This is a genomic window from Streptomyces chartreusis NRRL 3882, assembly GCF_900236475.1.
In the GTDB taxonomy this organism is placed as follows: Bacteria; Actinomycetota; Actinomycetes; order Streptomycetales; family Streptomycetaceae; genus Streptomyces; species Streptomyces chartreusis_D.
Genome location: NZ_LT963352.1, coordinates 4,286,597 through 4,300,145, shown reverse-complemented (window position 1 = coordinate 4,300,145; position 13,549 = coordinate 4,286,597). Strand labels below are relative to the sequence as shown.

At 71.3% G+C, this 13,549-nt stretch carries 14 protein-coding genes; 9 read left to right on the top strand and 5 right to left on the bottom strand.

All coding sequences use genetic code 11. The features are described from left to right. Positions 1-197 precede the first annotated feature (197 nt). The 3 genes from SCNRRL3882_RS19250 to SCNRRL3882_RS19240 all read right to left on the bottom strand — a co-directional run bounded on the left by SCNRRL3882_RS19250 (position 198) and on the right by SCNRRL3882_RS19240 (position 2,896). Positions 198-401, bottom strand: a complete 204-nt coding sequence (locus tag SCNRRL3882_RS19250; RefSeq protein WP_004986771.1) for a cold-shock protein — start codon at positions 399-401, stop codon at positions 198-200. Positions 402-824: 423 nt separating this feature from the next. Continuing rightward, positions 825-2,360 (bottom strand): fused MFS/spermidine synthase, encoded by a 1,536-nt coding sequence (locus SCNRRL3882_RS19245; protein WP_010032262.1) that lies wholly within the window; start codon positions 2,358-2,360, stop codon positions 825-827. A gap of 68 nt (positions 2,361-2,428) precedes the next feature. After that, positions 2,429-2,896 carry a DUF5990 family protein gene (locus SCNRRL3882_RS19240; protein ID WP_010032260.1) on the bottom strand — a complete coding sequence of 156 codons (468 nt, stop codon included), beginning with the start codon at positions 2,894-2,896 and terminating at the stop codon, positions 2,429-2,431. A 98-nt stretch (positions 2,897-2,994) separates the two neighbouring features. Between SCNRRL3882_RS19240 and SCNRRL3882_RS19235 the strand changes: the two genes are divergently transcribed. From SCNRRL3882_RS19235 to SCNRRL3882_RS19220, 3 genes are all read left to right on the top strand, one after another. Then, complete coding sequence (locus tag SCNRRL3882_RS19235; protein WP_010032259.1) at positions 2,995-3,369, top strand: hypothetical protein; 375 nt, start codon at positions 2,995-2,997, stop codon at positions 3,367-3,369. A gap of 469 nt (positions 3,370-3,838) precedes the next feature. Then, on the top strand, positions 3,839-4,228 hold the full coding sequence (locus tag SCNRRL3882_RS19225) for a BlaI/MecI/CopY family transcriptional regulator (protein ID WP_010032258.1): 390 nt from the start codon (positions 3,839-3,841) through the stop codon (positions 4,226-4,228). A gap of 6 nt (positions 4,229-4,234) precedes the next feature. After that, positions 4,235-5,167, top strand: coding sequence for a M56 family metallopeptidase (locus SCNRRL3882_RS19220; RefSeq protein WP_010032255.1), 933 nt, complete (start codon positions 4,235-4,237; stop codon positions 5,165-5,167). A gap of 49 nt (positions 5,168-5,216) precedes the next feature. Here SCNRRL3882_RS19220 and SCNRRL3882_RS19215 read toward each other — a convergent pair whose 3' ends face one another. Both SCNRRL3882_RS19215 and SCNRRL3882_RS19210 read right to left on the bottom strand, forming a co-directional pair. After that, positions 5,217-5,672 (bottom strand): tellurite resistance TerB family protein, encoded by a 456-nt coding sequence (locus SCNRRL3882_RS19215; RefSeq protein ID WP_010032254.1) that lies wholly within the window; start codon positions 5,670-5,672, stop codon positions 5,217-5,219. Positions 5,673-5,843: 171 nt separating this feature from the next. Beyond that, entirely contained in the window at positions 5,844-6,851 is a 1,008-nt protein-coding gene (locus SCNRRL3882_RS19210) for a sporulation protein (protein ID WP_010032253.1), read from the bottom strand. A 254-nt stretch (positions 6,852-7,105) separates the two neighbouring features. On the opposite strand from SCNRRL3882_RS19210, the gene SCNRRL3882_RS19205 reads away from it, so the two are divergent. The 6 genes from SCNRRL3882_RS19205 (at position 7,106) to SCNRRL3882_RS19180 (ending at position 13,495) form a co-directional block, all read left to right on the top strand. Next, positions 7,106-8,443 (top strand): hemolysin family protein, encoded by a 1,338-nt coding sequence (locus tag SCNRRL3882_RS19205; protein ID WP_010032252.1) that lies wholly within the window; start codon positions 7,106-7,108, stop codon positions 8,441-8,443. Further along, the gene (locus SCNRRL3882_RS19200; RefSeq protein ID WP_010032250.1) at positions 8,440-9,465 is read left to right on the top strand and encodes a hemolysin family protein; all 1,026 of its coding nucleotides are present in this window, start codon (positions 8,440-8,442) and stop codon (positions 9,463-9,465) included. The genes SCNRRL3882_RS19205 and SCNRRL3882_RS19200 overlap by 4 nt, the downstream gene beginning before the upstream one ends. 199 nt (positions 9,466-9,664) lie before the next feature. Continuing rightward, positions 9,665-11,002, top strand: a complete 1,338-nt coding sequence (locus SCNRRL3882_RS19195) for a hemolysin family protein (RefSeq protein ID WP_010032248.1) — start codon at positions 9,665-9,667, stop codon at positions 11,000-11,002. After that, complete coding sequence (locus tag SCNRRL3882_RS19190) at positions 10,999-12,021, top strand: hemolysin family protein (RefSeq protein ID WP_010032246.1); 1,023 nt, start codon at positions 10,999-11,001, stop codon at positions 12,019-12,021. Before SCNRRL3882_RS19195 ends, SCNRRL3882_RS19190 begins: the two co-directional genes overlap by 4 nt. A 66-nt stretch (positions 12,022-12,087) precedes the next feature. Further along, entirely contained in the window at positions 12,088-12,819 is a 732-nt protein-coding gene (locus tag SCNRRL3882_RS19185) for a flavodoxin family protein (protein WP_010032245.1), read from the top strand. A gap of 109 nt (positions 12,820-12,928) precedes the next feature. Beyond that, complete coding sequence (locus SCNRRL3882_RS19180) at positions 12,929-13,495, top strand: DM13 domain-containing protein (protein WP_029180637.1); 567 nt, start codon at positions 12,929-12,931, stop codon at positions 13,493-13,495. The last annotated feature ends 54 nt before the right edge of the window (positions 13,496-13,549 follow it).

The window sequence follows — 13,549 nt, the reverse complement described above, 5'->3', positions numbered from 1 at the left end:
CGGAACCTTCCTCGATGGAGCTCGTAGGCACGTAGCAAGGAATTTCCGCAGCAAAAACAAACGGCGCAGAGAATCGCGAGAACGAGCCTGAGATGTTGAGCGCGGCGTTCTTGTCGCGCGCCCTGAAAAGCAGCGAGCTGGGGCCCGCACCCCAAGGTGCGGGCCCCAGCTGCGAAATATGCGTTGCTGCCGCGATGTCAGGCGGGAACGATGTTCTCGGCCGTCGGGCCCTTCTGGCCCTGGGCGATGTCGAAGGACACCTTCTGGCCTTCCAGCAGCTCACGGAAGCCCTGGGCAGCGATGTTCGAGTAGTGGGCGAAGACGTCGGCGCCGCCGCCGTCCTGCTCGATGAAGCCGAAGCCCTTTTCCGCGTTGAACCACTTCACGGTGCCAGTAGCCATGTTAATTCTCCTTCGGAGACGATGTTCGGAATTCGCCCTGTGCGGATCCCGCGTCGCCGTGCTGATTACCCCGTAGGAAAATGAACCTTTTGGCAACCACACCTGCAACTGAGATCGACAGTAGCATGGCGCGACCGACCCCGTACGGTTCGCTGATTTCGCCCCGGTCGGCGATCGAGGAATACTCGCCGGGGGCCGCGCCAATTTCTCATCTCACAAAAACAGATATTGGCCCCGCGGGGATGCACTGTTCCTGTCGCTGCCTCCGCGTGCAGCGCCATGACCTCCCTCGATGAGCCTTGCGCCGCGACCGTCCCCAGGGACGGACGGGACCGCGGCGAACGCGCCGGAACCCCGCGATCGCGAGGAAGGTCACATCGGCGTTCGGGTGACAGCAGTCCGTCGCGAGCGGCGGAGGTCCTGTCACCCGCTGCTTCCCGGGCTGTGCGGCTGGAGGAGCTGGTCCACGGGTGCGTAGTCGTCGGTGAGCGGTTGGGCGTCGCCGGTCCAGGAGGTGAGGTCGTCGCCGGTGGTGATCTTCCAGCTGGTCTGCCGGGCGTTCAGCGCTCGCTGGGTCGCGCGCGGGTCGACCGGCCGGTCGGAGGCGATCACCACCAGATTGCCGCCCTGGGGGGTGACGGTCGGGTGGAGGCCGATGTCGGCGGGTTCGCCGACGAGGGCGACGTGCTCGAAGGTCTCGCGGAGGGTGGCCACTTCGGCCCGGGCGAACGCCAGACCACCGTGATCGATGAGGTTGGCGACGTACAGGCCGTCCTCCTTGAGCACCCGCCGTACATCGGTCATCGCTTCGACCGTGGTGAGGTGCCACGGCACGCTGACGCCCCCGAAGGCGTCGCCGACGACGAGGTCACGACTGCCGGTGTCCAGTCGCCGCAGGCCGAGCCTGCCGTCCTCGACGCGTACGTCGATACCGGCGTCCGACTTCAGACCGAGCCGGTCGCGGTCGATGCGCACGACCCCGCTGTCGATCTCGGACACGAGGCTGCGCGTCCCGGGCCGGGTGGCAGCGAGGTAACGGGGAAAGGTGAGCCCGCCGCCGCCCACGTGGTGGGCGGCGAGTGGCTCGCCTTCGGGGAAGGCGGCATCGACCACCGCCGCGATGGCGCGCACGTACTCGAACTCGAGGAAGGTCGGGTCGTCGAGGTCGACGTAGGAGTGTCGCAGGCCGTCCAGGACGAGTGTGCGGCCGCTGTCCCGGTCGGGGTCCGCGACGATCCGTGCGCAGTGGTACCTGGTCTCCGCGTCGCAGCCACCGGGCGCGACGGTGGTGGCGAGGCCGCCGGCCACGACCACGAGTGTCAGGGCAGGGGTGCCGCTCCACCCACGCGCGCGCCACTCGACCACCGCCGAGCCGGCCACCAGCAGAACGCCGAGGCCGATCAGTATGCCGCTGACCGGCAACCGCGAGACGAGGACGAAGCCGGTGAGGACGGTGCCGACGATGGCGCCGACGGTGCCGACGCCGGACAGCCGGCCGACGACCGTTCCGGTCTCGGCGAGGCTGGTGAGACGCAACTTGGTCACGATCGGCGTCACCGCCGAGAGCAGCGCGCCCGGCACGAGGATGGTCAGCGACGCGATCAGCAGGAGCACCGCCGGCGCCCACTCCGCACTGGTGCGCAGCACGGCGGGGGTGAGCGCGACGACCGCTCCCGACACTCCGAGCGCGGGGCCCAGGAGCCGGCGTGGATCGACCTGGTCCGCGATGCGCCCGCCCAGCCAGGAGCCGAAAGCGATCGCGGTGAGGGCGATGCCGATCACCATCGTGCTGGTCTCGAGGGTGAGGCCGAGGTAGGGAGCCAGCAGCCGCAGAGCGACGATCTCGACCACCAGGACCGCGGCCGACGACCCGAACACCAGCAGGGCGGCGGCACGGGAACCCAGGCCGTCGCTGTGAGGCGTGCCCCCGGCGACAGACGAGGAAGACGATCCGGTCACGGGCGCATCCTCGCACGGGCCGGGCCACCCGGGGGCCGGCTTGACCGCGGTCGCCGAGGGCACGCCTCCTAGCCGGCCCGTGCGGCGGTCCACGTGATGTGCGGGGGCTCGACGCGTCCGCACAGCGGCCCGCCCCGCGCGTCGGTCAGGCCGAGGCGTCCGACCAGCAGTCCCTCGCGTGCGGCGGCGGCGAGTACGTCGGCGGGGACGACGTCGAGCATGAGCTTGGCGCGGCGGAACATCGTGAAGGTGCCCGAGTCGTCGACCGTGCCCCAGGACAGGTAGACGAACCGCCGGCCCAGACGGTCCTGCACGTAGGGGCCTTCGACCTCGGTGCCGGTCGTCGAGGTGCTCGTGGTGCACTCCAGGGTCCAGGTCGCGGACGGTGCGTCGCCGGGCTGTGGGTCGAGGAGTTCGGCCGGGCGGTCGCGGCGTTGCACGGCGACGTGGAGGTCGCCGTGGGCGGGGCCTTCGCCGTCGGCGGAGGCGGGGCGGGTGAGGCCGGGCAGGTCGACGGCGTCGATGCGGATGCGCATACGGGCCATCATCCCGCCCTCGTCCCGCGCGATGCCGGCGGAGCGGTTTCACGCCCTCGGGGCGTTCCGGGGCAGGCAGCTGAATAGGATGTGCACTCATGTCGAACCCTGATGAGCTGCTCGTCGCCATCTCCGCCGCGGTTGAGTCCGAGCGAAGCAATCAGATGTCACTGACCGTGGTCGTCGGCGGCGCCGTCATCACCGGCCGACTCGCTCCCGAGGCCGTGTGGAGGGAGCGGGTGGCGGACGTCCTGAAGGACTCGGAGCGGCTCGGCCCGTTCGCCGACGTCTTCGCCCGCGGCCCACGAGAGCATCGGCCCGGCCGCAGCGAGGCGCCCACGCACCTGCACTTCCATCTCGCCCGGATCTTGCAGGGCAGTCTCGGTATCCCCGAGACGGGTGGCATGTACCGAGTCGCGATCAAGGACGTCAGCGCATGGACCGTGGGCGACTTCAGCTACATCGACCGGTGAGTCGCTGACCCCGCCCCGTTCGTCGTGCAGGCCCGGTGTGTCGGTGTAGCCCCGCCCCGCGGGCTCGGGCTGGAGGCACTCGGAGACGATCAGGCCGGCGGAGGCGCGTCGGCCGTAGTACTCGGCCATCATCTCGGTGGCGCTCAGGCCCTCGCCGTAGGCGCGGCGCGGGTCAGCGGCGCCATCGCGACGCGGTCGGGCAGCGGCGCAGGCAGGTCGATCTCCGCCGAGACGAGCTGGACCCACTCCGTCTCCGGCCGCTGCGCCGGCGCCAGCACCGCGCCACCCTCTGGTCGGACACGCCGAGAGCACGCGCCTGACGCCGCGAGGCCGCCCTCCGGGCGACGACGGGAATTGTCAGACCGGCCCTAGTGCCCCGGCAGGCACCGTTTGCCCGTCAAGGAGCGGCGTCCGGTGCGTCATACGATGTCCGCGCGGGAAACGGACGGCGGTGGAAGGGAGACCGGGCGTGGCTGAGCAGCGGCAGCGTCCCCGGCGGCGGGGGCAGGGTGAGCTGGAGGCGCTGGTCCTGTCGGCGCTGCGGGAGGCGGACGGCCCGGCGACAGCCGGCTGGGTGCAGGAGCGCCTGGGCGGAGACCTCGCCTACACGACCGTCATCACCATCCTGACCCGGCTGCTCGCCAAGGGGGCGGTCACCCGGGAGCGCGCCGGCCGGTCCTTCGCCTGGACGCCCGCGTCGGACCAGGCGGGCCTGGCCGCCCACAAGATGCGCAAGGTGCTGGACTCCGAGGGCGACCGCGAGGCGGTGCTGGCCAGCTTCGTGACCGGCCTGGGCCCGGACGACGAGCGGCTGCTGCGGGAGCTGCTGGGTCAGTCGAGGAACGAAGGGGAAGACTGAAGCCTCATGGGGGTGTTCGTCTTTCTGCCGCTCGTGCTGCCCTTGACGGCGTGGCCGATCGCGCGCCTGGCCGAGCAGCATCTGCATCCACGGACCGCGACCCGGCTGCTGACCGGGGTGGCCGCGGTGATGGCGGCGTGCAGCACGCTGTGCCTCGGCCTGGTGATGGTGGTCGGCACCGCCCAACTCCCCGGAAACCCCCTGCCCGACGGCTGGTCGGACCCCGAGGTGCGCGCGGCGGTCCCCTACGACGAGGTCGTCGGCAAGGCGGCGATCCCCGCGCTCGTCGTGGTGCTGGTGGCGTGCGGTCGGACGGTGTGGCGGCACGGCCGGGTGCGCCGCCGGGCCCACCGGGCGCTGGCCGGGCTGCGTGAGACGGAGGTGGCCGTCCTTCCGGACGACATGCCGTACGCCTACGCGCTGCCGGGCGGTCGGCGGGATCGTGTGGTCGTGACGACGGCCATGCTGGACTGCCTCGAACCGGCCGAGCGCCGGGCGCTGTTCGCTCACGAGCGGGCCCATCTGACCGCCCGCCATCACCGCTTCCTCCTCGCGGTCCAGCTGGCCGCGCGGGCCAATCCCTTCCTGCGTCCGCTGCGGACGGCGGTGTCGTACACGGCGGAACGGTGGGCCGACGAGGACGCGGCCCAGGTGGTCGGCAGCCGCCGGGCCGTGGCGTGTGCGATCGGCAAGGCGGCCCTGGTGTCCCGTGGCACCCCGGTGGCGACCCTGGCCGGCTTGGCTGCGGCGGGACCGGTGCCGCGCCGGGTGGCGGCCCTGCTCGGACCCGCTCCGACCGTGCGCAGCTGGCCGTCGTTGTTCACGTCGGTGGGTGCGGCGGCGTGGGGAGCGGCGGTGGGGGCCGCCGTGTCAGCGATGTCGTCGGCGAACTCCGCGGTGACGATGGTCCTCATCCTGCACGCGGCCACGCCCCTTTGAGCCGCGCGAGCCGGCGACACCAGCCGGCCCCTCGCACGGCCCGGGTGGGTCAGAGGTCGAACTCGTGGGGCGGGAGGCCGAGGGCGTAGCACGCCTCGCGGACCACGGCCTGTTCGTCCTTGTCGAAGTCGCCGTCGGCGCCGCCGATGACGATGCCGATCTGGACGACGGCCCGTGCTTCGGCGGGCTTCTTCCCGGCCTTGGCGATCTCCTGCATGACGCTCACCTTGCCGAAGTCGAAGTCGGTGGTGAGCTTGTCGAGGTTCTCCTCGAAGCGGCGGCGCAGGTCGTCGGCGGGGAAGTTCCGCAGCACCTCGTTGGTGGCGATGAGCTGGGCCACGCGCTGCCGCTCGGAGGGGTCGACGGTGCCGTCGGCGGCGGCGACGAGGGCGCACATCGCCATGCTCGCGTCGCGGAAGGCGCCGCTCTTGAGGTCGTTCTTCCTCGCCATGAGCTGGGTCTGCATCGTCGATGCGGATTCCTTGAGGCGGTCCCACAGGGCCATGAGAACTCCGTACGTGTCGGCAGGACGCCCGGGCCGGGGCGTCCCGGACTGCGTTTCTTCTACAATACTGTAGAAGTTATCGGCAGGGGGCGGAGCCGTGCGCCCGCCCCCTGCCGGTGCGTCCGCCCGCCCCCTGCCGAGGTGTCCTTCAGCGTCTGCCGGGGCCCGCTGTCAGCCCTCGTCCTCCTCGTCGCCCTCGAAGAAGTCCCCGACCTCGTCGACGACTTCGCCGGCGACCATGCCGCCGACGACACCGACCGCGAGTCCGGCGGCGCCCGCGGCGACGGCGGTGCCCATGCCGGGGCCGGAACGGCGGTGGTCGTCGTGGTGGTCACCGTGCCCGTAGTGCCCGCCGTGCCCCTGCCCGGCGTACGGGTCACCGTGGCCGTAGGCACCGTGGGAGCCCTGCGACGCCCGGTGCTCGACCAACTGGCGGATCCAGCCGTCGACTTCGGCGTCCCAGTCGCGCGCGTCCTGGTGCCCGACCGTGAAGCGGGTCAGCGCGTCATGGCCGCCGGAGAAGAAGCCGCCGCGCTTGTCGGCCTCCAGGACGACCTCCAGGCCGGCCGGGTTGGCCAGGAAGGTCACCTCGATCTCGTTCACCCGGTGCGCGTACTGCGGCGACGGGGTGATCTCGATCTCCTGGTAGAAGGGCAGTTGCTGACCGGTGCCGCCGATGCGTCCGTACTCCAGGTCGGCGGACTTGAAGCCGAAGCCGAGCCGGCCGAGCGCTTCGAGGATCGCCTCCTGGGCGGGCAGCGGACCGACGGTCAGCGGGTCCAGGTCGCCCTTGTCCTTGGCGCCGGCCACCGACAGTTCCGTACGCACGCCGAGGACGATCCCCAGCGCCTGCCCGTGCAGTTCGGTGATCGGCGTCTCCCACGGCAGCGTCACGCTGAACGGCACGCTGCGCTGCTCGCCCTCGGCGAGCCGGAAGCCGCCGCCGACGGTGAACCGGTCGAAGGCGACGACGCCTTCGCTCTCGCCGTGAGCGTGCTCGGCCTCGACCCGGGCGATCAGCTCCAGGGTGATGTGCTCGATGTCGAAGTCGGCCTTGCCGCCCTCGAGACGGACCTGGCCGGTGAGCGTGCCGCCGGGCCGCGCGGGCCCCGGGTCGAGGATCGTGTCGACCGTGGGGCCGCCCACGCCGAGCGAGCCGAGCAGTCGTTTGAACACCATGGTGGCGTCCACTCCTTAAACGTGCGTGTTCGCGGTGTGAGGTCCGCTCGAGCGGACCTTCTACAGACACGTAGAAGCATAGGGGTTTTTGCTCCTCCTTTACAGTTGGTGTAGAGGCAGGCAATCCTGTTTCCACCCACTGTCTGCATGTGTGTTTCGAGAAGGAGCGACGTTCCCCCGATGGGTGAGCCTCCCAGTACCAGCCGTGCCGTTCCCCGCTGGACTCATGCGCGTGAGGGAGCGGGGGTGGCGCGGTGACCGAGATCCTGCTGCTCCTGCTGGCCCTCCTCCTCACACTGGCCTGCGCGGTGTTCGTCGCGGCCGAGTTCTCCTTGACCACCGTGGAGCGCGCCGACCTGGAGCGCGCCGCCGAGGCGGGCGAGCGGGGCGCGGAGGGTGCGCTGAAGGCCGTACGGCGTCTGACGACGCAGCTCTCCGGCGCTCAGTTGGGCATCACCGTCACCTCTCTGGTGATCGGCATGCTCGCCGAACCGTCCCTCGCCGCGCTGCTGCGTGGCCCGCTGCGGGCGATCGGCCTGGGCGGTGCCGCCTCCTCGGTCGCGACCGTGCTGGGCGTGGTCGTCTCCACCGTCGTGCTGATGGTCGTCGGTGAGCTGGTGCCGAAGAACTGGGCGATCTCACGTCCACTGGCGGTCGCCAAGGTGGTCGCCGGTCCGCAGCGTGCCTTCACGGCCGCCTTCGGCCCGTTCATCGGGCACCTGAACGGCACCGCGAACCGTTTCGTACGCCGCTTCGGGCTGGAGCCGGCGGAGGAACTGGCCTCCGCCCGCACCGCCGAGGAACTGGGCGCGCTGGCCCGGCACTCGGCCGCCGAAGGGGCCCTGGAGGCGGACTCGGCGGAGTTGTTCGTACGGACGCTGCATCTGAGCGAGCTGACAGCGGAGAACGTGATGACGCCGAGGGTCGACGTCAAGGCCCTGGAGGTCCACGCGACGGCCGCCGACGCCGCGAATCTCTCCCACGCGACCGGGCTGTCCCGCTTTCCCGTCTACCGCGACAGCCTGGACGAGGTGGTGGGCTCCGTCCACATCCGGGACGTGCTCGCCCTGGAGCCGGAGCAGCGGGCCGCCACGCCGGTGACGGAACTGACGGCGGAGCCCTTGCTGGTGCCCGACAGCCTCCCCGCCGACCGGCTGCTGGAGCGGCTGCGCGCGCACCGCACCATGGCCGTGATCATCGACGAGTACGGCGGCACGGCGGGCGTGGCGACCGTGGAGGACATCGTCGAGGAGGTCGTCGGCGAGGTCCGCGACGAGCACGATCCCTTCGAGGCGCCCGACCTGGTACCCGCCCCGGCGACGCGGGACGGGCGCGCGGTGTGGGAGGCGGACGGCAGTGTCCGCATCGACCAGCTCACGGACATGGGACTCACCGCGCCGGAGGGACCGTACGAGACCGTGGCCGGGCTGATCGCCACCCGCCTCGCCCGCATCCCCGGCAAGGGGGACGTCGTGGAACTCGACGGCTGGCGGCTCGAGGTGCTGGAGGTCGAGCACCACCGCGCCGACCGGATACGCATCACCGAGCCCGCCGCCGCACCGGCCGCCCGGATCGTGGAGGAGGTCCGATGACCGCGCTGCAACTGGCCGTCGGCGCCCTGACGCTGCTGACCAACGCGTTCTTCGTCGGCGCCGAGTTCGCCCTGGTCTCGGTGCGCCGCAGCCAGATCGAACCGCTCGCCCAGGAGGGCGACAAGCGGGCCCGGATGACGCTGTGGGCACTGGAACACCTCTCGGCGATGATGGCCACCGCCCAGCTCGGCATCACCGTCTCCTCGCTGGTGCTGGGCGCGGTCGCCGAGCCCGCCATCGCGCACCTGCTGGAGCCCGGCTTCGAAGCGGTCCACATCCCGCACGGCCTGGTGCACCCGGTCGCGTTCGTCATCGCGCTCACCCTCGCCACGTATCTGCACATGCTGATCGGCGAGATGGTTCCGAAGAACATCGCGCTGGCCGCTCCGGTGCCCAGCGCGCTGCTGCTGGGCCCGCCCCTGGTGGCGCTCACCCGTGCTCTGCGGCCGTTCGTGTTCGGGATCAACGCCTTCGCCAACGCCCTGCTGAAGCTGCTGCGCGTCGAGCCGAAGGACGAGGTCGAGTCGGTCTTCACCGACGACCAGCTCGCCCGCATGGTCCTCGACTCCAGCGCGGCCGGACTGCTCGGCCCGGCCGACGGCGAACGGCTGCGGGACGCACTGGAGCTGGGCACCCGGCCGGTGGGCGAGATCGTGGTCCCGGCCCGGCGGATGCGCACCGTCGACCACACGATCACCCCGGCCCGGCTGGAACGACTGGCCGCCGAGGCGGGCTTCTCCCGCTTCCCGGTCACCGGCCCCGACGGCACGGTCCTGGGCTACCTGCACATCAAGGACACCCTCGGCCTGGCCGAGCGCGACCGGCCCTTCCCGCGCACGGCCCTGCACCGCGTCACCCGGGTGCGCATCGACACCCCGCTCGACGACACCCTCACCGCCCTGCGCGCCGAGGGCAGCCACCTGGCCGCCGTCGTCGGGGAGAGCGGCAAGGTCATCGGCTTTGTGACCATGGAGGACGTGCTGTCGGAACTGGTCGGACCGGCGGCTCCGGCCACCGCGTGACCGCCCACCGGCGCAGTACCCGGGCAGGCGCCGGGAACATGATTCCGGCCAGAATCGTTGTCCGGACGTACCACCAGATAAGGAGCCACCCCTTGTCCGCCAGATCGACGGACCCCTCGGGGCACAGTCCCCGGCCGTACCGCCAGGCATGTCCTGAGCCCGGCACGCGGCGGGACGCCCCCTCGCAGGCAACGCGCCGATGAGTGCCGCGAGCGCCCTCCTGGGGCTGCTGGCCGTGTTCGTCCTGACCGCCGGCACCGGATACTTCGTCGCCCAGGAGTTCGCCTACGTCTCCGCCGACCGCCTCGCCCTCGCCCGTGAGGCGGAGTCCGGGGACCGGAAGGCCGCCCGGGCCCTGAAGGTGCTGGAGCGGCTGTCGTTCATGCTCTCGGGCGCGCAGCTCGGCATCACCGTCACCGGGCTGGTCGTCGGCTTCATCGCCGAACCGTCGGTGTCCGCGCTGCTCCGGCCCGCGCTGTCGGGCCTGGGCATCCCCGACGCGGCCGTGAGCGGAATCTCGGTCGTCCTGGCCTTCGTGCTGGCCACGGTCGTGCAGATGGTGCTGGGCGAGCTGGCCCCGAAGAACCTCGCCATCGCCGTGCCGGAGCGGCTGGCGAAGTCACTGGCCGCGTCCACGCTGGCGTACCTGAAGGTCGTCGGCCCGCTCGTGCGGATCTTCGACGGCGCGGCGAACAGGCTGCTGCGCAAGGCCGGCATCGAGCCGGTGGAGGAACTGCACCACGGCGCCACGCTGGAGGAGCTGGGCCACCTGATCGGCGAGTCGCACGAACAGGGCGCCCTGCCGAAGGACACCGCCGCCCTGCTCGACCACGCGCTGGAGTTCTCCGAGCGGACGCTGGACGAGGTGATGGTGCCGCGCGCCGACGCCGTCTTCGTCCGCAAGGACGCCACCGCCGCCGAAGCGGTCGACCTGATCGCCAAGCACGGACACTCGAACTACCCGGTGCTCGGCGACCACCCCGACGACGTCGACGGCGTCCTCGGCGTGGCCGAGCTGATGCGCCTGCCCGCCGACCGCCTGCGAGGCACCACGGCCGGCGCGCTCGCGCGGCGCCCACTGCTGCTGCCGGACACCCTCCCCCTGCCCGACGCCGTGACCCAGATGCGGGAACGTGACGACGAGTTCGCGGTCGTGCTGGACGAGCACGGCGGGGTGGCGGGCATCGTCACGTACGAGGACATCGCCGAGGAACTGGTCGGTGACATCGCGGACGAGTCGGACATCGTCACCGAGGTCGCCGTCGCGGACGGCGACGGCTGGCTGGTGGACGCCGGACGCCGCCTGGACGAGGTGGCCGAGGCCACCGGCATCGAGCTGCCCGAGGAGGAGGACTACGACACGGTGGCCGGCCTGATCGTCGACCGCCTCGGCCGCTTCCCGACCATCGGTGACCGGCTCACCGTCGAGCTGCCGGACAGTGCCACCGCGTTGATCGGCGTACGGACCCTCGACCGGCACGTGCCCGAACGCGTGCGGATCGAGCGACTGGCCCAGGAGACGGAGGAGCAGGCGTGAGTTTCCCGATGGCGCTCTTCGTCACCGTGCTGCTGCTGATCGGCAGCGGGTTCTTCGTCGCGGCCGAGTTCGCGCTGGTCGCCGCCAAGCGGCACCGCATGGAGAAGGCCGCGGCCGAGGGCCGGGGCGGGGCCAAGGCGGCCCTGGCCGGCATGCGGGAGCTGTCGCTGATGCTGGCCGGTGCCCAGCTGGGCATCACCGTGTGCACGCTGGGCCTGGGCTCGGTGTCCAAGCCGGCGATCTCGCACGAACTCGACCCGCTGCTGCACCAGCTGGGCCTGCCCAGTGCGCTCAGCTACGGGATCGCCTTCGCGGTCGCGATGATCGTCGTGGTGTTCCTGCACATGGTGGTCGGCGAGATGGCCCCCAAGTCGTGGGCCATCGCCCACCCCGAGCGCTCGGCCATGCTGCTGTCGCCGCTCTTCCGGGCCGTGGTGAAGGCCGTCCGGCCACTGATCTCGGTGCTGAACAGGATGAGCAACGGCCTGGTACGACTGTGCCGGGTCACCCCGCGCGACGAGCTGGCAGCCGTCCACAACCGCGAGCAGCTCACCCACCTCGTCGAGGAGTCCGAGCGACTCGGGCTGATCAGCGAGACGGACTCCGAGCTGCTGACACGTTCGCTGACCGAGCCGGAGACCCCGGTGCGGGACCTCCAGGTGCCGACCGCCGAGATCACCTCGGTCGACGGCGGTGCCGATGTCGACGAGATCCTGCGCCTGGCCGCGGCCCGTGACCGTACCCGGCTCCTGGTCCGCGACCGTGACACCGTCCTCGGCTCGGTGCACGCCCGTGACGCCGTGGTGGCCCGCGCCCAGGGACGGACGACCAGCGCCCGTGCGCTGGCCCGCCCGGTTCCCGAGCTGACCGAGGACGCCACGGTCGGCGACGCGATCGACCTGCTGCGCCGGCGCCGCGCCTCGCTCGCCGTGGTCCGCGACGGCTCGGGCCGGATCACCGGTGTGGTGAGCCTGGACGACCTGCTGGCCCGTTTCCTTCAGCCACAGGCGGCGTCATGACTCCGTAAGGCACCCGCGGGTGCGTCGAACCGGGACAAAACGTGATCCACGCGAGACGCTGCCCCCATGGCAGCCCCATCCTCCACCGATGACCCGTACCGCTTCGACGACCTGACGGCCCTCTACATCAACTGCACCCTCAAGCCGTCCCCGCAGCTCAGCCACACCCAGGGCCTGATCGACAAGAGCGCGGAGATCATGATGTCGTGCGGCGTCACCACGTCCGAGATCCGTGCGGTCGACCACGACATCGCGCCCGGCGTCTACCCGGACATGACCGAGCACGGCTTCGCGACGGACGAGTGGCCCGAGCTGTACGAGCGGGTGATGGCCGCGGACATCCTGGTGATCGCCGGGCCGATCTGGCTCGGCGACAACAGCTCCGTGACGAAGAAGGTGATCGAGCGCCTCTACGCCTGCTCCTCGCTGCTCAACTCCCAGGGGCAGTACGCCTACTACGGCCGCGTCGGCGGCTGTCTGATCACCGGCAACGAGGACGGCGTGAAGCACTGCGCGATGAACGTCCTCTACAGCCTCCAGCACCTCGGCTACACGATCCCGCCCCAGGCGGATGCGGGCTGGATCGGCGCGGCCGGCCCCGGGCCGTCGTACCTGGACGAGGGTTCGGGTGGCCCGGAGAACGACTTCACCAACCGCAACACCTCGTTCATGACCTGGAACCTGATGCACCTCGGCGCCCTGCTGAAGCGGGCCGGAGGCGTCCCCGCCCACGGCAACCAGCGCTCGGAGTGGGACGCCGGCTGCCGCCCGGGTGCGGACAACCCCGAGCACCGCTGACCCGGCCGCCGCGGACGTAAGGGTTTCGTCATCCGCCAGGCAGCCCAGGACGGCCGCCCCGTCCGTTGAATGGGAGTGAGGATCGAACGACTCCCAGGAGGTAGACGCTATGGGGCGGGGACGACGCGCGAAGGCCAGGCCGTGGATGGTCGGCGTGCTGGTGGTGGCGTTCACCGGGGCCGGCTTCGGGCTGTACTGGTTCCAGCCGTGGAAGCTGTGGCAGGACGAGACGGTCCAGGAGACGCTGCCCGTGACCGTGGACGTCTCCAAGCCGCCCGCCGAGGCGCAGGCCGGGGAACCCTCCGCGCCTTCCCCGGCCGGACCGGTGACCCTGGCGAGGGGCGAGCTGATCAGCCACGAGCACTCGACGTCCGGCACGGTGCGGCTCGTACGGCTGGCCGACGGCTCCCACGTCGTCCGGCTGGAGAACCTCGACACCAGCAACGGCCCCGACCTGCGCGTCTGGCTGACCGACGCGCCGGTCAGGCAGGGCCGGGCCGGCTGGCACGTGTTCGACGACGGCGACCATGTCAGCCTCGGCAAGCTCAAGGGCAACAAGGGCAGCCAGAACTACACCGTGCCCCAAGACGTCGACCCGGCCCGGTACAGCAGCGTCAGCATCTGGTGCGACCGCTTCGACGTCTCCTTCGGCGCGGCGGAACTCGCCCGCGGCTGACTCGGACTGCGGCGACGTGGTCGGGACGAACCGGGGGAGCTGGGCCTAACCCGC